The 21,303-nt window shown below is 50.8% G+C and carries 11 protein-coding genes and 1 pseudogene; 10 read left to right on the top strand and 2 right to left on the bottom strand.

Annotation, left to right across the window (positions count from 1 at the left end; translation table 11 throughout):
- Positions 1-45 precede the first annotated feature (45 nt).
- The 6 genes and pseudogenes from katG to ACSHSR_RS14135 all read left to right on the top strand — a co-directional run bounded on the left by katG (position 46) and on the right by ACSHSR_RS14135 (position 11,093).
- Entirely contained in the window at positions 46-2,292 is a 2,247-nt protein-coding gene (katG, locus tag ACSHSR_RS14160) for a catalase/peroxidase HPI (protein ID WP_479630860.1), read from the top strand.
- A 391-nt stretch (positions 2,293-2,683) separates the two neighbouring features.
- Positions 2,684-2,932: a DUF3297 family protein gene (locus ACSHSR_RS14155; protein WP_025011888.1), complete on the top strand. Its 249-nt coding sequence runs from the start codon at positions 2,684-2,686 to the stop codon at positions 2,930-2,932.
- 138 nt (positions 2,933-3,070) lie between these two features.
- Positions 3,071-3,223, top strand: a pseudogene (locus ACSHSR_RS14150) (integrase core domain-containing protein); the annotation flags it as partial.
- 418 nt (positions 3,224-3,641) lie between these two features.
- Positions 3,642-7,163, top strand: coding sequence for a type I restriction-modification system endonuclease (gene hsdR, locus ACSHSR_RS14145; protein ID WP_479630859.1), 3,522 nt, complete (start codon positions 3,642-3,644; stop codon positions 7,161-7,163).
- Positions 7,160-8,026, top strand: coding sequence for a glycosyltransferase family 2 protein (locus tag ACSHSR_RS14140; protein ID WP_479630858.1), 867 nt, complete (start codon positions 7,160-7,162; stop codon positions 8,024-8,026). The genes hsdR and ACSHSR_RS14140 overlap by 4 nt, the downstream gene beginning before the upstream one ends.
- Positions 7,974-11,093, top strand: coding sequence for a glycosyltransferase family 2 protein (locus tag ACSHSR_RS14135; protein WP_479630857.1), 3,120 nt, complete (start codon positions 7,974-7,976; stop codon positions 11,091-11,093). Before ACSHSR_RS14140 ends, ACSHSR_RS14135 begins: the two co-directional genes overlap by 53 nt.
- Here ACSHSR_RS14135 and ACSHSR_RS14130 read toward each other — a convergent pair.
- Positions 10,984-12,060 (bottom strand): hypothetical protein, encoded by a 1,077-nt coding sequence (locus ACSHSR_RS14130; protein WP_479630856.1) that lies wholly within the window; start codon positions 12,058-12,060, stop codon positions 10,984-10,986. The two genes, ACSHSR_RS14135 and ACSHSR_RS14130, sit on opposite strands and share 110 nt — an antisense overlap.
- Positions 12,061-12,241: 181 nt before the next feature.
- Here ACSHSR_RS14130 and ACSHSR_RS14125 point away from each other — a divergent pair, with 181 nt between their 5' ends.
- The 4 genes from ACSHSR_RS14125 to ACSHSR_RS14110 all read left to right on the top strand — a co-directional run bounded on the left by ACSHSR_RS14125 (position 12,242) and on the right by ACSHSR_RS14110 (position 20,022).
- The gene (locus ACSHSR_RS14125; RefSeq protein ID WP_479630855.1) at positions 12,242-13,819 is read left to right on the top strand and encodes a class I SAM-dependent DNA methyltransferase; all 1,578 of its coding nucleotides are present in this window, start codon (positions 12,242-12,244) and stop codon (positions 13,817-13,819) included.
- Positions 13,819-15,207 (top strand): restriction endonuclease subunit S, encoded by a 1,389-nt coding sequence (locus ACSHSR_RS14120; RefSeq protein ID WP_479630854.1) that lies wholly within the window; start codon positions 13,819-13,821, stop codon positions 15,205-15,207. Before ACSHSR_RS14125 ends, ACSHSR_RS14120 begins: the two co-directional genes overlap by 1 nt.
- Before the next feature lie 38 nt (positions 15,208-15,245).
- Positions 15,246-18,923 (top strand): RNA-directed DNA polymerase, encoded by a 3,678-nt coding sequence (locus ACSHSR_RS14115; protein ID WP_479630853.1) that lies wholly within the window; start codon positions 15,246-15,248, stop codon positions 18,921-18,923.
- Between the two features lie 145 nt (positions 18,924-19,068).
- Entirely contained in the window at positions 19,069-20,022 is a 954-nt protein-coding gene (locus ACSHSR_RS14110) for a hypothetical protein (RefSeq protein WP_479630852.1), read from the top strand.
- A 520-nt stretch (positions 20,023-20,542) separates the two neighbouring features.
- On the opposite strand, the gene ACSHSR_RS14105 is transcribed toward ACSHSR_RS14110, so the two are convergent.
- Positions 20,543-21,217: a hypothetical protein gene (locus tag ACSHSR_RS14105; protein WP_317058447.1), complete on the bottom strand. Its 675-nt coding sequence runs from the start codon at positions 21,215-21,217 to the stop codon at positions 20,543-20,545.
- Positions 21,218-21,303 lie beyond the last annotated feature (86 nt).

Raw genomic sequence — 21,303 nt, 5'->3', positions numbered from 1 at the left:
GAGTGGCTTATTCCACGCCCTTCACCAAGGAAGAGGACTTCCAACATGAAATCAAGTATCCCATCCCTGACCGCGGTGGCGCTGTCTGTTGCCATGGTTTTTGGCGCAGCCGCTACCCAAGCGGCGCAGACGCAATCGGCTGCTGCTCAGCCTCAGGCCGCAACAACCAACGCCTATTGGTGGCCACAGCAACTGGATCTATCGCCACTGCGCCAGCACGGCGCTGAATCCAATCCCTACGGCGCCGATTATGATTATGCCAAGGCTTTTGCCTCTTTGGATTTGGACGCCGTCAAAGCCGATATCAAAACCACGTTGACCACTTCCCAGGACTGGTGGCCCGCCGATTATGGTCACTATGGCCCTTTCTTTATCCGTATGGCCTGGCACAGTGCCGGTGTTTATCGCATCTTTGACGGTCGCGGTGGTGCCAGTGGTGGCCAGCAACGTTTTGAACCTCTCAACAGTTGGCCCGATAACGTCAGTCTCGACAAGGCTCGCCGCCTACTTTGGCCAATTAAACAAAAGTATGGCAGCCAGATCTCCTGGGCCGATCTCATGGTACTGACGGGTAACGTATCCCTGGAGTCCATGGGTTTTAAAACCTTCGGGTTTGCCGGTGGCCGCACTGATGACTGGGAAGCCGAAAAGGTTAACTGGGGCGCCGAAAAACAGTGGCTCGACAATAAACGCCGCAATGAAAAGGGTGAGTTGGCCAAACCCTTGGGAGCCACCCAGATGGGGCTCATCTATGTGAACCCTGAGGGGCCCAACGGCGTGCCCGATCCCTTGGCATCCGCCCAGGAGATCCGCGATACCTTTGGCCGTATGGCCATGAATGATGAAGAAACCGTGGCGCTGATCGCCGGTGGTCACACCTTCGGTAAGGCTCACGGCGCCCATGATCCTGCCAAATGTGTCGGCGCAGAACCCGCTGCCGCCGGAATAGAGGAGCAGGGCCTTGGCTGGAAAAACCGCTGCGGTAAAGGTCATTCGGAAGATACGGTTTCCAGCGGCCTTGAAGGTGCCTGGTCTTCCAACCCCACCAAGTGGACCATGGAATACTTAACCTGGCTCTACACCTTCGATTGGGTACAAACCAAGAGTCCGGCCGGCCACATTCAATGGATCCCTGCCGATGGCAAGGCCGCCAATTTGGTGCCTGACGCCCATATCCCCGACAAGCGTCATGCTCCTATCATGTTCACCAGTGATATCGCGCTGAAGGAAGACCCGATTTACCGCGAAATCACGACCCGTTTTCTCAATAATCCGGCCGAGTTTGAGCTGGCCTTCGCCAAGGCCTGGTTCAAGTTGACCCACAGAGATATGGGGCCGAAGACCCGCTACCTGGGCAAAGACGCGCCTGCTGAAGATCTGATCTGGCAAGACCCTATACCAGCGGTCGATCATGTTTTGATCGACGCGGCCGATACCAAACAACTGAAAGCGGCTATTTTGGATTCAGGCCTCAGCGTGCCTGAGCTGGTGAAAACGGCTTGGGCCGCGGCGTCATCTTTCCGTGGCACAGATATGCGTGGCGGCGCCAATGGTGCCAGAATCGCCCTGAAGCCCCAGAGCGATTGGGCGGCAAATGACCCCAAGGCATTGGCGAAAGTCATTGGCAAGCTTGAGAAAATCCAAAAAAATTTCAACAAGAAAGCCGAGGGCGGTAAAAAGGTATCGCTGGCCGATCTCATTGTATTGGGCGGCAGTGCAGCCATAGAAAAAGCCGCGGCCGATGCCGGGGTTAAAGTCAATGTTGCCTTCCATCCCGGGCGGATGGACGCGACTCAGGCCCAAACAGATGTGAACTCCTTTGCCGTGCTTGAGCCCAAGGCCGATGGCTTCAGAAACTATTTCAGTGAACAAAGCCCGGCATCACCGGCCGAAGCTCTGATCGAAAAGGCGAACTTCCTTAACCTGACGGTTCCTGAAATGACGGTATTGGTCGGCGGTCTCAGAGTGCTGAATGCCAACAGCGGTGGTAGCAAGCATGGGGTGTTCACCCAAAGCCCTGGCAAGCTCAGCAACGACTTCTTTGTAAACCTGCTGGATATGTCCACTCGTTGGGAAAAGGGCAAGGGTCCAGGTCTCTATCAGGGCCTTGACCGTCAGTCCGGCAAACTCAAATGGACGGCTACGCCGGTCGACTTGGTGTTTGGTTCCCATTCAGAACTCAGAGCCGTCGCTGAAGTGTATGCCGCAGACGATGGCAAGACCCGTTTCGTTGAGGACTTTGCCAAAGCCTGGACCAAGGTGATGGAGCTGGATAGGTTCGATTTGCAGTAATCGTTGACGGCTGATGTAAATGAGTAAGAGAAGGGGATAATCCACCCCATGAAATTGGCGCAGGCTTTGGCTTTGCGCCGATTTTTCTTGGTGCTTTCCCAAGCGCTATTTCTATTGGATTTTGGGATAAGGTATTCGGCCAATAGAACAACTTCAGCTGCCGGCTCGTCGCATACGCCGTTAATTGTTTGGAACGAGACTCTATTGATTCACATATCAACTAGCGTGCAATCGAGTCAGATAAAGTTTAGCCCATGGCCAAACAACCAAATTGGCTGATTGGATTGATAAAAAGGGCATAAACCGTGTGGATAAAGCCATTCGCCGCTATTGAGCCAGATTGGGGGATTGCCTACAATATCGCGAGTTTTATTTACCCAAGATGAAGATTATGACCGATACCAAAGTACCACCCGCTCTGCCGGATCGCCTTTCTATCAACCCACGCAGCCCACACCATGTGGCCGAAGTGTTTGAGTTCGATGTGGGCATTCGCATCAATGGCAAAGAGCGCAATGACGTGGAAGAATACTGCATCAGCGAAGGCTGGATTAAAGTCGCCTCTCACAAAGCGCTCGACCGCCGCGGCCAGCCTCTGCTGATGACCATCAAAGGCACAGTCGAAGCTTTTTACAAGTAAACTTATCTGCTAATTAACCCCTGAGGGCTATCCGTAAGGATGGCCTTTTTTATCACTTGGAAATTGAACTGCCAAGGTCACAGACCTTCGGGAGTGCTGCCAAACCGTGAGCAGGAAGCGGTTGTAGCGGTCAACTAATTCCGGAACGAATGTTTGAACCAGCACTGGTTCAGAATCTTGGACGAGGCCAGATACGAAATCGAGAAGTGGCGTGAACACTACAACCATGTTCGCCCTCATAGTTCACTGAACTATATGCCGCCTATTGCGTATGCCAAGCAAGCAGCATAAGCTGGAAAATCTCATCAAGGGATTGGTACTAATCTCGGGGAAAGGTTACAGCCAAACCATTCGAGACGGGTAGTTTCTGGGATAGTAAAATCCCCCTGGCTTTGGCTTTATGAATGGCATATCCACGTCCCTGTAAACACTGAAAACCGTAAAAGAAGAACGATAATATAGTGGCTGAAGTGAATTTTGAATTAAAGAAGATAGATGTCTGTGAAGAAAACATTGTGAAGAAGTCTAAACCACGCTTTTAAAAGTAGGTGATGGGTTCAATCTGGCTTGCTACTGGGAGGTCAGAATTGCTATAGGTAGTTCCAAAAGTGTTTGTCCCATCAAACTAATACGCTGGCGAAGAAAGGATTTGTTGTGGCAAAATCACGACTTAACCTCATACCGAGTTTTGATTGGGAGTGCGCCCGGGATGGCCGACGAAAAGGATACTTTCAGTAACTTCTCTTTTCTTAAAGAACACGAAGGTGTTTTTTTTGAACTCGCCTATGGTGCCGAGCGCTCCTTCTCCTCCGATCCCAACGCTACCCTGGTCAAACTCAGGCAGCTGGCCGAAGCCTTCACTCAGGATATCGCTGCTCGTTGTTGTCTGACTTTCGATCAACAAACCACTCAGGCCGACTTGTTGTTTCTTGTCGGTCGGGAACTCCAGCTGGAACCTTTAGTGCTCAAACTGTTCCATGGTCTGCGTAAAGCGGACAATGTGGCGGTGCACCAATTAAAAACCCAACACAAAGAAGCGCTGGCCGGGCTTAAAGTGGGCCGTGATTTGGCGGTTTGGTTTCATCGAACCTTTGGCGCGGGAGGAGAGTCTTTTACGCCGGGGCCCTTCGTTACGCCTAAAGATCCCAGTGAAGAACTCAGCGCGCTGCAGGACCAAATTGCCCAGCTGAAAAACCAGCTGCTGGAAGCCAACTGCCAACTTGAGCAGAGTACCGAGCTGACAGGACTGTTACAGCAGGAGAAAGCAGAATACCAGCAACTGGCGGAATTGATGGACGCCGAGTCAAAAGCACTTGAGCTTCAGGCCAGGACTCACGAGGACGAACTCAAACGCCAACAACAGCAATTTGAGCAACGTTTAGCACAGCTGCAAAAGCAGCTGAAAACCCAAACTGAAGAGGCTGCTTCCCAGCAACAAAAAGACTTAAAGCAATTAAGCTACAAAGTTAAACGGGTAACTAAGTCCATTGATTTGGATGAAGAAAGTACCCGAATGCTCATAGACCTGCAGTTAATTGAAGCTGGCTGGGAGGCGGACACAATACAGCTGGACTACCGAAAGGGAGCTCGTCCGGAGAAAGGTCGCAACATGGCCATTGCCGAGTGGCCAACCAAGTACCAGGGTAAAAATGGCCGGGCCGATTATGTGCTGTTTATTGGCCTCACGCCCGTCGCCGTGGTCGAAGCCAAACGCGAAAACGTTAATGTTGCTGGTGCAATCCCTCAAGCAGAGCGCTATAGCAAGGGGTTTACCCTTCGCGGCCTATCAGAACCATGGGCACTCGAAGAGAGCACAGTGCCCTGGAGCGTTGATACCGACACCTTTTTTGTTCCCTTCGTTTATTCCTGCAATGGCAGGCCGTTTGTAAAGCAGTTAGCCGAGCAGTCCGGTACCTGGTTTCGGGATGTGCGTAGCGGGGCAAATATCGCCCGAGCGTTGCAAAGCTTCCACTCGCCGGACGGGCTTATCGATTTGCTCACACGAAATAGGGCAGATGCCGAAGCCAAACTCAAGCAAGAAGGCTTTGGTTACCTAAAGCTGCGTCCCTACCAGCAAAAGGCCATCGAAGAAGTTGAGATAGCGCTTGAGGCTGATCAGCGTGAATGTTTGCTGGCAATGGCTACAGGTACCGGTAAAACCCGTACCATCATTGGCCTCATGTATCGCTTTTTAAAGACCGAACGGTTCAAACGCATTCTGTTTTTAGTAGACAGAACCGCCTTGGGTGAGCAGGCCACCGACGCCTTTAAAGAAGCAAAGCTTGAGCAGAACAAGACTCTTTCCACCATCTACAATATCGCCGAACTCGAAGATATGGCTGCTGAGGCCGAAACCCGCGTTCAGGTCGCGACTGTGCAGGCCATGGTCAAGCGCATTTTTGCCAGTGATGAGCCGCCCACTGTGGATGAGTTTGACTGTATCATCGTCGATGAAGCACACCGCGGTTACACTCTCGACCAAGAGATGACCGACGGCGAAATCGAAACCCGTGATGCCGACCAATATCTGTCAAGTTATCGGCGGGTACTGGAGTATTTCGACGCCATCAAGATAGGCCTCACCGCCACGCCGGCAAAGCATACCAGTGAGATTTTCGGCAAACCCGTTTACCTCTATTCCTATCGTGAAGCAGTGGCCGAAGATTGGCTAATCGACCATGAACCGCCCATCCGTTATCAGACTCTCCTCAGCCAAAATGGCATCAATTTTGAGAAGGGCGAAACTGTCTCTTCAATCGATATGGCCACAGGCGCTATCGAGTCGGCAGAGCTGGAAGATGAGCTGAACTTTGACGTAAACGCCTTTAACAAGAGGGTGATTAACGAGAAGTTTAATCGGGTTATCTGCCAGGCGTTGGTGAAGGAGTTGGACCCCTTCGGTGACGAAAAAACCATGATTTTTTGCGCCACCGATCTGCACGCAGACATGGTTAAACGTATTCTGGATGAAGAGTTTCACGCCATCTATAACGGTGATTATAACCAGGCTGCCGTGGCAAAAATTACTGGTAAGAGCGATAAGGTCACCGAGCTAATCCGTCGTTACAAAAATGAACGTTACCCCAACATTGCTATTACGGTAGATCTGCTCACCACAGGTATCGACGTCCCCAAAATCTGTCATCTGGTGTTTATGCGTCGGGTTAAGTCACGCATTTTGTACGAACAAATGGTTGGCCGCGCCACTCGTCGCTGCGACGAAATAGGTAAAACCGTATTTAAAATCTATGACCCGGTAGACATCTACGCAGCGCTTGCCGAAGTCAACACCATGAAACCACTGGTGAAGAACCCCAATATCACGATTGAGCAGCTGATTGACGAGTTAACCGATGACACCCTGCTTACCAAGGCTATGTCGGTGCCGGGAGATATCTCGGGTGAATCCCAGGCTGACACAGTACTCAGTCAGCTTAGCCAAAAGCTGATGCGGGTACTGCGCAAGGCTGAAAGCAAGGCCGAGCGTTATCCAGCGCTGAGGCAAAAACTCGCAGACCTAGGCAATAGCTGGGGTGTTGAGCCCGGCAAACTACACCAACACCTGCACCAGATGGGGCCGAAACAGGCCAGTGATTTTCTCAAACAGCATGGCAGTCTTATCGCACAGCTCGAGCAGGTAAAGGCATTGGTTGGTAGCGAATATCGCCCAGTGCTGTCAGAACACGAAGACGAATTGACACTGCGCGAACAGGCCTACGGCACCTACAGTAGACCCGAAGACTACCTGAGTGCGTTCGATAACTACATCCGCGAGCAAGTGAACCAGCATGCCGCTTTAATGACAGTGGTTAACCGCCCCAAGGATTTGACCCGAGAGCAGCTTAAAGAAATCCGTATGCTGCTCGATGGCGCCGGTTACAGTGAGACAAATCTCAAAACCGCATGGCGCGGCAAAACCAGCCATGAAATCGCCGCCGGCATCATAGGTCACATTCGCCGCGCGGCATTAGGCGAGCCGCTTATTCCGTTTGACGAGCGTGTGTCCCGTGCGATGAAGAAAATCCTTAAGGCACATGACTGGAACCCCAATCAGCGCAAATGGCTCGATCGCTTGGCGAGGCAATTAGTCCACGAGATGATTATGGATCGCGAGACCATTAATCAAACTCCGGCATTTGAGGGTGGTGCCAGAAGGCTCAACCAAATATTGGACGATCAGCTCGATACCGTACTGCAAGAGTTGGGTGAGTATCTCTGGGAAGCCGTATGATCCAGCCGCTGGTCGTTCTGATGGCTTCGCGGCCGACGCTGGAATACTTGGTTTCGGCTTCTTTGCCGAGTGTTATCAGCCAATCCTGCCTGCCGGACGAAGTGGTTATCGTTGCTGACAAGTTGGCCTTTACCGATGTTCAACAGCAGGTTATAGCGCAATGCCTGCCTGGCATTCCGGTTTCATTCCTTCATAATCGCAGAGCCCCCGGGGCCGCAGGCGCCTGGAATACGGGGCTCGATTATTTGCAGGCCAACCATCCAGAAGCATGGGTCGCCATTCTGGATGATGACGACCTGTGGCAGACAAACCATCTGCAGAGCTGTGCTGAGCTGGTGGCTGATAATGTGGATGCCGTTATCTCGGGTATTGAAGTTCGCAGGCACGGTGAAACGCTTGCGTTAAATACCCCCAAAGATCTCAAATACACGGATTTTCTGGTAAAAAACCCCGGTTGGCAGGGCTCGAATACCTTCGTCCGCTTAAGCGCCATTCAGGCTGTTGGGGGCTTCACCGATGGTTTGGTGAGCTGTAACGACCGTGACCTTGCCATTCGTATGTTACTGCGTGCACCAGAGCGCTTCAGGTACACAGATACAGTCACAGTGGTATGGCACTGTAATCAATCTGAAGAGGCATTATCAGCACCCAATTCGCCGCAAAAACGTAAAGGATGTGCCCAGTTTTTAAGGTTGCACGAACATCGGATGTCGCCTGCTGATAAGCAAGCATTCTTCGGTCGCTTACAAACGCTGTTTAAGATTAGCGAGGCCGACATCATGGAAGAATATCAATCAATGGATAGATCAATTGTCACACTTTCAGCCCAAAGCTCCTGCGACGTTTCAAGAAATCCTCTGTAATCGCAATCAAAGCATTCGTCGGCAGGCCGAAGCCGAATACCGTGCTGCGCCGGTACTGATAGCTATCGCCCATAAGAACCAACCACTACAGCTGGTTCGGGCGCTAAAAAGTGCTGTTACGCAAACCCTCATCCAGCAAAAGAAAGCACAGATACTGGTGTTGGACGACAGCTCAGAACCCAACTGGCAAACGCATGCAAAGGCGTATCTGTTGCACCCGGCGGTCACCCTCATCAGCGCCGAGTGTGGCTCGCCCGCTCGGGCGCGGAATCTGATGCTTGATTGGGCCGACGACAATCCGGCAGTTCAATGGGTGGCAAGACTCGATGCCGACGATGAACTGGCTTATCCCGACAGTCTTGAACGCCTTTGGCTATCGGCCCATCGGGAGCAGTGCGTTGCCGCCATTGGCAGTAACTACCTGCGGATAGGCGATACAATCCTGGATAGCGCCAATATTGCAGACCCATACGAGCTTTTGTCACCCCAAGCTCTGGCGGGATTTATCGAGAGCTTTGCAGAAGGCAGGCAGCAACGGGAATTGCCTTCTTGTAATTTACTCCTCAAAACCGGACTTGGTCTCAGGTATCCCAATATTCGCAGCGCCGAAGATCACTGGTTACTAACCCGCCTACTGATGCGCTTTGGTAATCAAGTGGCGATCAATCCTTCACCCGTTTATGCCATCTATTCGCTGTCAGGTAACGATACAGCGGCAAATAAACAGCAATCGATTTGGCAGGAGCAAAGAACCCGTCTGGCCAGTGCTGCCAGTAGCTGGGCTGCGCTTATCACTCACCAAAGAGACTTGCTTGGGGTCGGTATGGAAGGCGCAGTCTGGCGCCAGCATAATCAGGTGGTAAAGGAATTTTATCCCTGGGCGATTGATGACGCCGAAGTCAGCCGCTTACAGCAACTCCTTAACCAAAAAAGCGTGCCTATTCCCAAGGTTCGCTGGCGTAAATGCGATGGACGCTGGCAGTATCAAACCCCCTATGCACCCGGCCATCATCCCGGTAAGCGCCTTACCGAATCACAGGTCCTTGGTTTTCTCTTGGCCATGTACCAAAACGGTATCAGCGCTCTCAACATCAAACGGGAAAACCTGCTGCTTACCCAATCCGGCGAGCTGCTCTACATCGACATAGGCAAAGACATTCAGCCCCTCACCAGCTCCAATTTTCAGGACATGTGTGCCCGTCTGTATTCAATCGGGATACTTGGCAATAAAGATGAAGAATGGGGGCGCAGGCACAGCTTTCGCCGCCAGGATGAAGCCCTTGAAGCCCTGCCGGGCTTTGCAACCTTCTACGCAGAGTTGGTGGCAAGTTTGCACCCGCATTGTCAGGTAGACTCCCAAAGCCACGATGCCCAATTCCTGAATATCCGGCAGCCCGATGCCCGGGCAACTGCTGACAATGTCAGTCTGCTGATAAAAGCCTGTGGTCAGGATGCCGAAAGCCTCACAGCGCAGGTTCAGCACATCGTCACTCACCTGCAATACCCGGTTCGGTTTGCCAAAAAGCTGCTGTTGATAGACACCCATGAGGGCGATTTTTTGAGGCAGTATGCGTCGGCAAACCTTACCGCGGTTATAGCGCAGGCCGAAACCCTAAAACAGGCCGGGCTTATAGATGAAATCCTGCTGTCTCCCAAGTGTCAGCGCACTATTCGGGCAAGCTATCAGCGCTGGTTTGAGCCCGAAGATAAGCTGGAGCAGGGCAGTGCAGAGGTTCTCCATACTCACACTAAAGATAATGCGCCGCTCTTTCCCCAAGTCTGGGCCTTTGAGAAAATTGATACCCGATATGTGCTCCAGTGCGATCTGGATGTCATCATAGGCAAGCGAGACTGGCAGCACGACTACCTGGCTGACATGCTCTATGCTGCCGAGCCCGCGTCTGTGTTGGCCGTAGGCTTTAACATTCCCAAATCCACCAACCAGTTTTTGCCTTACCACGGTGAGCCGGGCCAGTTTGCGCCAGAAGTCAGGTTGGGGCTGCTGGACCTTGAGCGAATCAAAGCACTGCTGCCCATAGCCAATCCCGTCAGTAATGGCAGGTACACAATGACCTGGCACAGGGCGCTGCAGGCCCACATGAAAACCAACCATCTTCGCGCTCTTCGTGGCGGCGATCCGGCAACCTTCTACGTCCACCCGCGCAATGAGCACAAACATCTGCCTTATATCGCCGTTGCGGCCGATATCATTGCCCAGGGCCGTGAGCCGATGGTCCAGCAAGAAGCGTTCGATTGGCAGCCGCAGGCTGACTGGCAATATTCCAAACGCAGCGAACCCCTGGTGTTCCTGCTCAAAGGCCGCTTTACCGACGTAAACCTGCTGGCTCGCTGCCTAAACTCCCTGCGAGCCCAGCACAATCAAAACTTCGGCGTCATTGTTATCGATGATGCCAGCACCTGGGCCCACAACTGGTGTTATCCGCTCCTGTTGAAGGAGCTTTGGCCGCGCACAACCCTGGTGCGTCATTTGAACCATCAGGGCCGCATGCCAAACTTTCTGCAGGGCATCAATGACCTGTGTGAGCACGACAACAGCCTGATAGCGGTATTGGATCAGGATGACTGCCTGATGCACCCAAGAGTGGTGGATTTGTTGCTGAAGGCGAGGGCCGAAGGGGCCGATTTGATTCAAATGCCCATGTATCGCCCCAACAAGCCACTCAGGTTATACCGGCCGGATTATCGTGCGCCAAGGCAGGCTGCAGGGGCCAATGTCTGGAGCCACCTTAGAGTGTTCAACAGAGGTTTGTTCCGTCAGGTGCCCTTAGCCCGTTTCAAACGGTCTGATGGACAATGGTTCGATACCGTCACCGACTATCTCACCATGTTGCCCATGGCAGAGCTTGCGTTAAACCCTCAGTATCTCGACGATGGCTACGCCTGTTGGCACCTGCGCCGTGATTATGGCAGCGAGGAGAAGGCGAGGGAGCAGCAGCTTATTGAGGAGATCCTGGCAAAGCCATCACTGAGTCCGGCGCCGCAAGACCCCGGGAGCGAGCCGACAGCGTCTGCCACAGCCAAGCCAGTGTGTAATGTACCTGACTGACCCAGGCCGACACCGCGTTATCGTAAAGCCACCACAGTGAGGTCTCTTGCGTATCCCGCGGCAGAACAAACAGCCTTTCTGCCGCAATCAGTTTATTAAGGCCCGAGTCTTTGTCGCCAGAGCCGTTCCCGTATGAAGCCGGAGCGTCTGAGCCGTTCTCGAATGAATCTTGGTCGCCGCTAACTGCCTCAAGCCATTGGTTGGTGTTGGTGTCGGCGAGTTGCTGCCACAGCTTACGGCCTTCGGCTTTGCTGCAGTGCTCAAGCTGAGCAAGCGCCTCAAAAGGGCATGTTTTGATAGACGGTCGCCACATATCGGGCGCTTGGCTTCTCGGCGCAGGCAACCAAAAGTCGGGCCAATCGATAACAGCATGGTCATTACCCTTGCCAAACAGCCATGCCATTGCCAGCCGCCGCTCACCCAGCCAGTTATGGAACACTGCTGCCAGCGGCATGCGCCCACTTAGCTCCGGTGCTCTTACCAGTGAGGGCAACAGGTTCATCTGGCATACGTGCACCTTAAGCCCCGCTTGGCCGTATAGGCACCCCAGCACTGCAAAGCCAGATGAGGGCCAGGCGCCAAGTATCCGCTCCTGCCTTTGCGCCACCCTGCTTAAGTCCCCAAGCAGCGCCATATCCCTGGCATCGGCGCCGACTGCTCTGAGTGCAAAGTGCCGTTCACTCGCTAATGCGGGCTCGGCCTGGGGTCTGCCAAATTCCCACTGCTCTTTAAGGTTAGGCTGACTGAGGTGCTTGTTCTTGTGTCCGGTGGACCTGGTATCGTCGATGGCCGCAGCGTCTGCTGGATTAGCCAGATATTCACGGGCAAGTTTGCCATTAAATACCGTCATTGCTCTGGTGCCGCTGAGCTGTTGCCGGCCGTTGAAACGGATACACAAGGCATCTTCCATGTGGGGGGCTTGCCCCGGGCCATTGCCAATGAGCAAAACCTGTGCGCTGTCTGTCAAAATCGGCTCCTGCAGAGGCAATTCCAGCTCCTGTATCGTTCACTTTGCCCAGCCAAAGGGATACCATAGCATCCAACGGATTTATAAGCACAATTCATCAGTTAAGTGCTCATTATTTACAAGCCATTATTTTAGTAGCCAGGGCAGGCCACCTGTCGCCTGTCCCGCCCGGGAAGTCCTCATGACCAATAACGATATCGTTCAGAAACTCTGGAACCTCTGTGATGTGCTGCGAGACGACGGCATCAACTACTCAGATTACGTCACCGAGTTGGTGCTCTTGCTGTTTATCAAAATGGTGCACGAGAACGAAGAGTCAGGCTCCCTCGCGGCCCACACCCTGCCGGAGCATTGCCGCTGGCCGCAGCTTTCTAAACTCTCTGGCCTGAACTTGTTGAACCACTACCGTCAGATGTTGCTCGATTTGGCCAAAGATGAAGACCCGCTCATTGCTGCCATCTATGCCGACGCCCAAACCCGTCTGCGTGAGCCGCGCCATCTCGAACAGCTTATCCGCTCACTGGATCAAATCGACTGGTTCAGTGCCAGCAAAGATGGCCTCGGCGATCTCTACGAGGGGCTCTTGGAGAAAAACGCCGGCGAAACCAAATCCGGCGCCGGTCAGTACTTTACCCCTCGGGCGCTCATCAACAGCATGGTGCGCTGTATCCGCCCTCAGGCGGGCGAGCTTATCCAGGACCCGGCTGCCGGTACCGCCGGCTTTTTGATTGCCGCCGATCAGTACATCAAGGCCCACACCGATGAGCTGTTTGATTTAACTGCCGACCAGCAGCGCTTTCAGCGCCAAAAAGCCTTTGTCGGCATTGAGCTTGTGCCCAACACCCGCCGCTTGGCGCTGATGAATTGTCTCTTGCACGGCATGGAAGGCGACGATGAAGGCGTGGTGCATCTGGGCAATGCCCTCGGCGATGCCGGTAAAAGCCTCAAAGCCGCCGACATCATCCTCGCCAACCCGCCCTTTGGCACCAGCAAGGGTGGTGAGGCCAGTATCACCCGCGACGACCTCACCTTCGATACCAGCAACAAGCAGCTGGCATTTTTGCAGCATATCTACCGTAATTTAAAGCCAGGTGGCCGCGCCGCGGTGGTGCTGCCCGACAACGTGCTGTTTGAAGCCGGCAAGGGCACCGATATTCGCCGCGACTTGATGGATAAGTGCAACCTGCACACTATCCTGCGCCTGCCCACCGGTATCTTTTATGCCCAAGGCGTTAAAACCAATGTGCTCTTCTTCACCAAGGGCAGCGCCACTGATAAATACCAACAGGAAAACTGCACCGAAAATGTCTGGGTCTATGACCTTCGTACTAATATGCACAGATTCGGCAAGCGCACGGTATTTGGCAATGCAACGATTGGATTTGCTCCAGAGGGTTTTGGCACAGATCCGCACTTGGGCCCATTCGAAAAGGTCTTTGGTGCTAATGCCGATGGCACCAGCAAGCGCACAGAGGGTGAGTACAGCTTCGGTGCCGAGCAGGTTGAAATTGCCGACGCGGACGAGAATCAAGGCGTAGATAACAGGCTGGCACATTCCCGTTGGCGCTGCTTCAGCCGCGACTGGATCCGCGACCACAAAGGTGACTCACTGGATATCTTATGGCTGAAAGACAAAGACAGCGTCGATGCCGCCAGCCTGCCCGAGCCCGATGTGCTGGCGCGGGAAGCCAAACAGGAGCTCAATGCCGCGCTTAAAGAACTGGATGCATTATTGGCTGCTCTAGAAGGAGCTGAGTGATGGCGCTAGATACTTTGCCCCAAGGTTGGTGTGTAACAACGCTTGAAAATGTTGCAGATTGGGGTTCTGGTGGAACACCGTCTAGGAAAGAGTCAGCATACTATGATGGGAAAGTTCCATGGATAAAAACTGGGGATTTAGGTCCAAAAACTCTCCATTCCTCAAGCGAATATATATCAGAGTTAGGCGTTAGGAACTCAAGTGCAAAATATTTCCCCAAAGGGGCTGTAGCAATAGCAATGTACGGTGCCACTATTGGAAAAACCTCAATTCTTGGTATCGATGCAACGACGAATCAAGCCTGCGGTGTCGGTAAACCAATACTAGGCCTGACGTTTAGTGAGTTTCTTTACTATTTCCTGCTAAATGAAAAAGATAGCTTTATTGCTAAAGGAAAAGGCGGGGCACAACCTAATATTTCTCAAACTTTGATTAAAGAGCATGAGATTCATCTCCCCCCCCTAGCCGAACAAAAAGTCATCGCCGACAAACTGGATACCCTGCTGGCGCAGGTGGAAACCACTAAAGCCCGCCTCGAGCGAATCCCCGAGATGCTAAAAAGCTTCCGCCAATCCGTCCTCTCCGCGGCAGTCAGCGGCAAGCTGACGGAAGAGTGGAGAGAAGGCCGTGGAATCACTTGGCAATCTTTGACGATTGAAGATATTGGCGAGGTAAAAGGCGGTAAGCGGTTACCAAAAGGCGATGAACTTTTGGAGGAAAACACAGGTTATCCTTATATTCGTGCCGGCCAGTTAAAGCTTGGTACAGTAATCAGTACCGATGATGCTCGTTCCAAGCAATTATTTCTCAAGCCTGAAACTCAAAAGAAGATCAGTCGGTATACTGTCAATTCCGGTGACCTTTATTTGACGATCGTTGGTGCATCAATTGGTGATGCGGGAGTAATACCAGCGAATTACGATAAAGCAAATCTAACTGAGAATGCAGCGAAAATTACAGATTTCAAGAGGCCGATTAACAGTGAGTTTGTATCTTACTGGCTTCGTTCACATCAGTTACAAGATCTAATAAAGCTTGAAATAAAGTCTGGTGCTCAAGGTAAACTGGCGCTAAAGAGAATAAAAGACCTTCCCGTACCCTATACAGATATTGAGGAACAAACCGAAATTGTCAGCCGGGTGGAGGAGCTGTTCGCCTTCGCCGATTGCATAGAGCAAAAAGCCACCGCCGCGCTGTCGCGGGTGAATAACCTGACCCAGTCGATTCTGGCCAAGGCTTTCCGTGGAGAACTCACTGCCGAGTGGCGCGCCGCCAACCATGAGCTTATCAGCGGCGATAACAGCGCTGCGGCCTTGCTGGAAAAAATTAAAACCGAGCGCGCAGCCTTGGCTCCCTCAAAGAAAAGTCGCGCCAGTAAAAAGGTTTGATGTTTTTATCGCGATAGCGGTGTTAACAAGGAGGTTATGTGAAGCTTATCAATGACAAATATCGCGCAATTTTACCGATGCAGGAGTATTTGACTGACGAAGTTGTGATGGCTCAGGCATGGAAAAAGACCCATGCCTATGTGCGCTCCTTTAATTGGTATGCCGATACCCTTGCACTTGATATTTCCGCATTAACGATAGAAGAGAATGCCAAAAAGTGGGCCCAGGCAATTGACGATGGCGAAGAGCTCTACGAGCTTGAGTTAGTGCCTGCGGCAAAAAGCGAGCCTTGGCGGCTGGATGAAAAAAAAGGATGGAGCCCTAAGCAAAGTAGGGATAAGGAAAAGCCGCCACTTAGGCCGCTGGCACACATATCCATTCGCGATCAAACCTGGGCAACTGCTGCAATGATGTGTTTGGCCGATGCTGTTGAAAGTCAGCAGGGTCGATGTGATTTGAGCTTTGCAGAAGCCCGCCGACAGAAAGTATACAGCTATGGCAATCGCTTGGTATGTGACTGGAAAGGCGAGCGCGAGGCTTGGTTTCGCTGGGGAAACAATGAAACTTACCGCAAATTCTTCACCGACTACCAAAGCTTTTTAAGACGGCCTCTGGAGCTGGGAAGGGAAGTTGCGGTCACAAAAGGTGTCAGTGAAGATGTGTATGTGGTCAATCTCGATATCACCCAGTTTTTCAATTCGATTGATAATCAGCTGCTGATTGAGCGGTTGCAGAAAATTGTTAAGGCACAGAAAAAGCTTACTGATGAAGCGTTTTGGGATAGTTTCAAGACGCTAAGCGATTGGCGTTGGTCCGCTGGTAGCGAACAACTGGCGAAAGAAGCTGGCTTGTTGAATCCCGCCCTCGAATTGGGGTTACCGCAGGGGCTGGTGGCTTCGGGCTTTTTTGCCAATGCCTATATGTGTGATTTTGATGAAGCCTTGGGCCGTGACATTTTTACAGAGATAGGGGGCAATAAAGGCATTGTATTGCACGACTATTGCCGTTATGTCGATGACTTGAGACTGGTGATCTCTGCGGAGAATATCGAGCCGGAAAATCTGAAAAAGCTTGTCAGTGAGTACATAAATAAAAAGCTGAAAGTATTTGCAGGCACAGCGTTGGAAGTAAATGCGAAAAAGACAAAAGTAACACTACTGCAGGATTTGGATAACGAAGGCAGTATGTCCAACCGTATTAAGGCCATTCAGTCTGAATTGAGCGGGCCCGGTGACAGAGATTCTATCGAATCGGTAACGGCTGTATTGGAAAATTTACTTGTCACCGAAGAGGCCGATTTACCTTCATATTCTGCAAGTTCGCCCGACGTAGATCTTCTGCAAATTGTTAGTTTTGATCATGATGTTCGAACTGATACCTTAAAGCGATTTGCTGCGAATCGACTCGAGTCCATCGCCAGAAGTAAACGTAAAATGTCGGCGTTCGAGGGCAGTGAGTTTTTACGAGAGGAAGCTGAAAACGAGTTACTGGCAAAGAAACTGATTTTTGCCTGGATGAAGGATCCCTCGCTCGGCCTGGTACTGAGAAAGGCGATGGAAGTCTATCCGGATTCAGACCTGTTCGAGCCTATTCTTAATGCGGTGTTCAATCGCAGCAGTTTTGCGGCCACCCCCAAAAGAGATAAGATCTCAAAAGCTATCATGGACTACTTACTGGCTGATATTTTTAGATCGGCCAGTGACTTTAATGGTTATTTTCAACGGGCAGATTACCCCGAGTCTCTGAAACCTGAACGACTGATAGAGCTGATTTCCCGATTTGCACAAAAGGCATTGGTAGCAGATAAAAATAAGGTCTTTGTTACCCGACAAGCTCTGATGCTATTGGCTGTGGTTAATAAACCGACACCACATCATAGTGCTGTGCCATTGCTGAAAATGCATCTTACCTTGCACAGGATCCTTGCTAACGATTTACCACGCTATCAGCCACAGCAGAGTGCATTGTTTGAAGTGGCGAGCCAAATTACCGGTAACTTTGACTCTTATGCATCACTTTATTTGGATTTTATAAGGCAACGCCGAATTGCAGTAGGTGTGGGCTTGGCCTTGTATGCCAAACGTGGCGGCCCATTTTGGTTGGCGCTGTGGAAACAGCTGAAAAAGCAGCAAGAAAAGCAAATGCTGCAGAAGTTTAAATGGGCTGAACCAAGCACTCCTGCAGTTTTGAAATCTTCTAGCCAACAGTTGTCACGGGTACTTTCATCGTCAGCAAATAGCTTTAATCTCGAGCATGGGTTATTGAAGCTGGCGCTAAAGCTGATAGAACTTGTGGACAGTAAGAACGAGGTGGTCGGCCAACCTCCGGCAGCTATCATCACCAAACTGGAGAAGGGCAGTTCATGGGAAGAATTGTGGAAGGGAGCTATTGCGAGTTGTTCATATGGCCGGAATAAAGCAGTAAATGACCCCCGGTTTGCGTTACCCGAGTGGATAGTAGACGACCATGATTATCAAGCGATTTACTGGATTGGCTGTATCCTGCGCACAGCGGTATTGGGCGGTGCCGATTATACCGGTACAAGATGGCGACAGTCAGCGACAGTGACTTATTCTGGTCTGAAAAGCAGTTGGTACAAACGCCGGATGGGGATGTTACACGCCCCAGAAGCGCTGGTTGGGGAATATGCCACTGTAAGCCAATGGACAAGTGAGCTTTTGATGCATTGTCTTCAGTGGCCGGGCTTTGAGTCAACGTACGTTAAAAACGAAGCCATTGCCGCTATCGCCAGTATTACAGATCTGAAAAAATGCATCGAAAGCAGATTGGATACTTTGCATCAACTCACTTGTACCATGTCTGATCTTCCTGCAATACCAACCGAGATTTACCGCCCGAAAAAGCAACGGGAGACATTCAGAATTGTTACCGTTCAGCAGCTTCATCCATCCGCCAGCATGTTCAGACGCCACGGCCCAACTCTCGATGACAGGGCTGCCAGAGTCGTGCATAGAGAGCATCTGGCGGCTATTTGTAAGCTGACACTGCGAACTCTGGAAACTAAAGTGAAAGCCGATGGAAACCATGAAAAACCCTACTGCGATTTGATAGTTTTTCCAGAAGTGGCCGTGCATCCCGATGATGAAGATTTGCTGAGAAGGCTGGCGGATAAGACAAATTCAATCATTTTTGCTGGGTTTGTTTTCACGGAGAAAGATGGGAAGTTGGTTAATTTTGCGCGCTGGTTGATCCCCAGTTATCGGGACGGCAAACGGCATTGGATTATCCGAGATCAGGGCAAGGAGCATATGACCAAGCCCGAAGTGAAAATGGGTATTTCACCTCATAGACCCTGCCAGCATATTTTGGAGGTTCACGGCTACGGTGAGGCACCTTTTAAGATGACGGGGGCTATTTGCTATGATGCCTCAGACATCAAATTGGCCGCAGATTTGAGGGACAAAACCGATTTGTTTGTAGTTGCAGCATACAACACCGATGTGAAAACCTTCGACAATATGGCGGCTGCATTGCAATGGCACATGTATCAGCATGTGGTGATTTGCAACATCGGTGAATATGGCGGTTCAACGATACAGGCGCCTTATAAACAGCACCATGAGAAGGTGATTTCCCACGTCCATGGTTCGGGGCAAATTTCTATAAACATGGCTGACATAGACCCTCTGGCATTCACCCGAGTCACGAAGACGTATAAAGAGGTAAAGACTCCGCCAGCTGGTTTTAGAAGGTAGGATGGTGAAGGGTAAATCTAAGGGATGTGACGTCGCATCTCAACTGGGTATGAAACCAGAGAAACTGAAAGCACGGATGGATGCGGCGGGGACGCTGATAACCAAGCCGGCGTGATGGGATAAACCTTGCTCAAGGATGGCAGAGATGAAATTTGGTGTACCCTTCGGAAAGGATGAAGCGACCGGCGACTGGAAGGATGTTGCCGAGGTTGAGCGCGGCCTGGCGTGTGGCTGTATTTGCCCCTCCTGTGGTTTGAGCTTGTCAGCCCGCCATGGCGATGAGCGCGAATGGCACTTTTCTCACCATACCCGCAATATCCCTAAAGAAGAGATAGTCGATTGCGAGTACTCGTTTGAAGTGTCGCTCAGGATGATGGCCCACCAGCTGCTGAATGATGGCGCAGGGTTAACCGTGCCTGAGTATCAAATTCCGGTCACCATCCCAGCCGTATTGCAGCACCGTTTCAAGCCTGAGGTTAAGTGTGCCAAAGAAGTCATGTTAACCTCTGCCATGGGGAAGCTGACCGTGGATGCCGACTTTATGGGGCACAAGGTTGATGCTCTGTATGAATTTCCCAAATCGTCTTTGATAGTATATTTCGTCTACCAGGGCCGTACTTTCCCGATCGAAAAAAGTCTGCTGCGGCAAATGAGGGCTGGGGCAATACTGCTGGATCTTGAGGCTTTATCCCACCACTTTTATCGCGACCCCATGGCCGAAGGGAGCGTGCTTGGCACTGCCAAAGCCCAGTTGCTCGGCTGGCTCAACACTGGCACCCGGGCCAAGTTTTGGCAGTACCATCCCAGAGAGGATGAACGCCTTGCCAACAAGCATCAACTGATACAAGCCGCACTCGAAGAGCAGAAATTGACTGACAGTCATATCCAGGAATCATCGGATTTGGGTGAGCTGATAGCGGAAGTGGCAGAGCAATCCAGTAATGGTTGTAGCATTGATCCTAAGAAGTTGGTGCGGTGCACCTGTGCTTGCGGCAAGAAGTTCACCGGCTTTAAAGGTAAAACCAATGCCTGTCCCATCTGCTGTACTCACCTATATGTTAGCCAACAGCGCTTTGGTCCCCCGAACTTTGGGCATTAAGGAGCTTGCAGGATACCGATAAAAATCAGTTTTAGTTGATAAGGAAATCACTACAGTGGAATAGCCATAGGTACTCCGTAATGTGCCATTATCTATCCTGCCACTAGGGCCATTTGTTGGTGTGAGGTTCTCAACTGGGCAGTAGTTAACCAGCAGAGGCAAACATAACTAACGGTCATCCCGCCGATAGTAATGCCACTTGCAGCAACTTATTGGAGAACATTGGGAACTAAAATTGAACACGTGGGCAATCGGTGGACAAAACCAAAATAAAAAGGGTTAGCATTTCTGCTAACCCTTTGTTTTATTTGGTGGGGCGGCGTCATCTGAATTTGCTTTTTATCTTTTTGTTTTTTAATGATTTATATTGATTTGACTTTATCTTTGGTACACCATTTGGAATACCAAGTCTTAATGTGCACTACTCTTTAAAATTTCTATTGATTTTTAATTAGTTATGAAGAATTCTCCTTTTGGAGTTGAGTTCAGCATCCTAAACGTTGATTTGGTTACTTTGGGGCTACTTGCTGAAAGCAGAGTAGTATAGCTTTGTTGCCTCAATCAACTTTTGAGTATCAATATATTGGTCTCGCTCATTTGCTAAATAGATAAGATCGTAAAGTGTGGTGATGCAGTGCTTTAGATCGTCATTTTGCACTTGTAATTCTTGGATTGCTTGAGAGTCTTTCTCTGTAGTTGGTGGCCTTTTCAACCGAAGCTCCAGTTTCTTATGTTCAAGGGCCATTTGCTTGATTAGATTTTTTTCTGCCTTTTTGGCTTTTAGCTCTTGTTTAGACGCTAAGAACTTTTCATACCCACCGTTTATCAACAGTGTAAGGATTTCCGCTTTCTTCTGCCCACGGCACATTTCGTCAAGTTGATTTAACACGGCTTTGGGCATGCTGACTGACAGAGTACCAATTTTCTTTTCCTTGCGATGTAGCATTACACGCCAAGCGTTCCCCATCGCTCGGGAAAGATTCTTGATGTCACTGGCACTTAAATGATGAGCCTGAATGTGATTTAAGAGTACAAGTTTAATGTTCTCCATACTGGGCGAGCACTCAGTAATCTGGATTTGTTTTTGCTTTAACAGATAGCGCCTGACCCACTCTCGCGCAGCAGGCGTGTCTACGTTGAGAAAATCGAATCGTTTAAGGATATCTGGAGGTGATAATTGGTGGTCTTTCAACATAAAAAGTAGCCCAAACTGAGTTATTACATGTAACATAACATGTGTTACATTTGCTGAACAATGGCTGTTTTATTGAGTTTTATGTG

Source organism: Shewanella sp. VK101, from assembly GCF_056497865.1.
Note: the sequence above shows the minus strand (reverse complement) of the source record. Positions and strands in the feature narration are given on the sequence as shown.

Coding starts and splice junctions, on each gene's coding strand:
- katG (WP_479630860.1), top strand. CDS start 46: ATGAAATCAAGTATCCCATCCCTGACCGCGGTGGCGCTGTCTGTTGCC.
- ACSHSR_RS14155 (WP_025011888.1), top strand. CDS start 2,684: ATGACCGATACCAAAGTACCACCCGCTCTGCCGGATCGCCTTTCTATC.
- hsdR (WP_479630859.1), top strand. CDS start 3,642: ATGGCCGACGAAAAGGATACTTTCAGTAACTTCTCTTTTCTTAAAGAA.
- ACSHSR_RS14140 (WP_479630858.1), top strand. CDS start 7,160: ATGATCCAGCCGCTGGTCGTTCTGATGGCTTCGCGGCCGACGCTGGAA.
- ACSHSR_RS14125 (WP_479630855.1), top strand. CDS start 12,242: ATGACCAATAACGATATCGTTCAGAAACTCTGGAACCTCTGTGATGTG.
- ACSHSR_RS14120 (WP_479630854.1), top strand. CDS start 13,819: ATGGCGCTAGATACTTTGCCCCAAGGTTGGTGTGTAACAACGCTTGAA.
- ACSHSR_RS14110 (WP_479630852.1), top strand. CDS start 19,069: ATGAAATTTGGTGTACCCTTCGGAAAGGATGAAGCGACCGGCGACTGG.
- ACSHSR_RS14105 (WP_317058447.1), bottom strand. CDS start 21,217: ATGTTGAAAGACCACCAATTATCACCTCCAGATATCCTTAAACGATTC.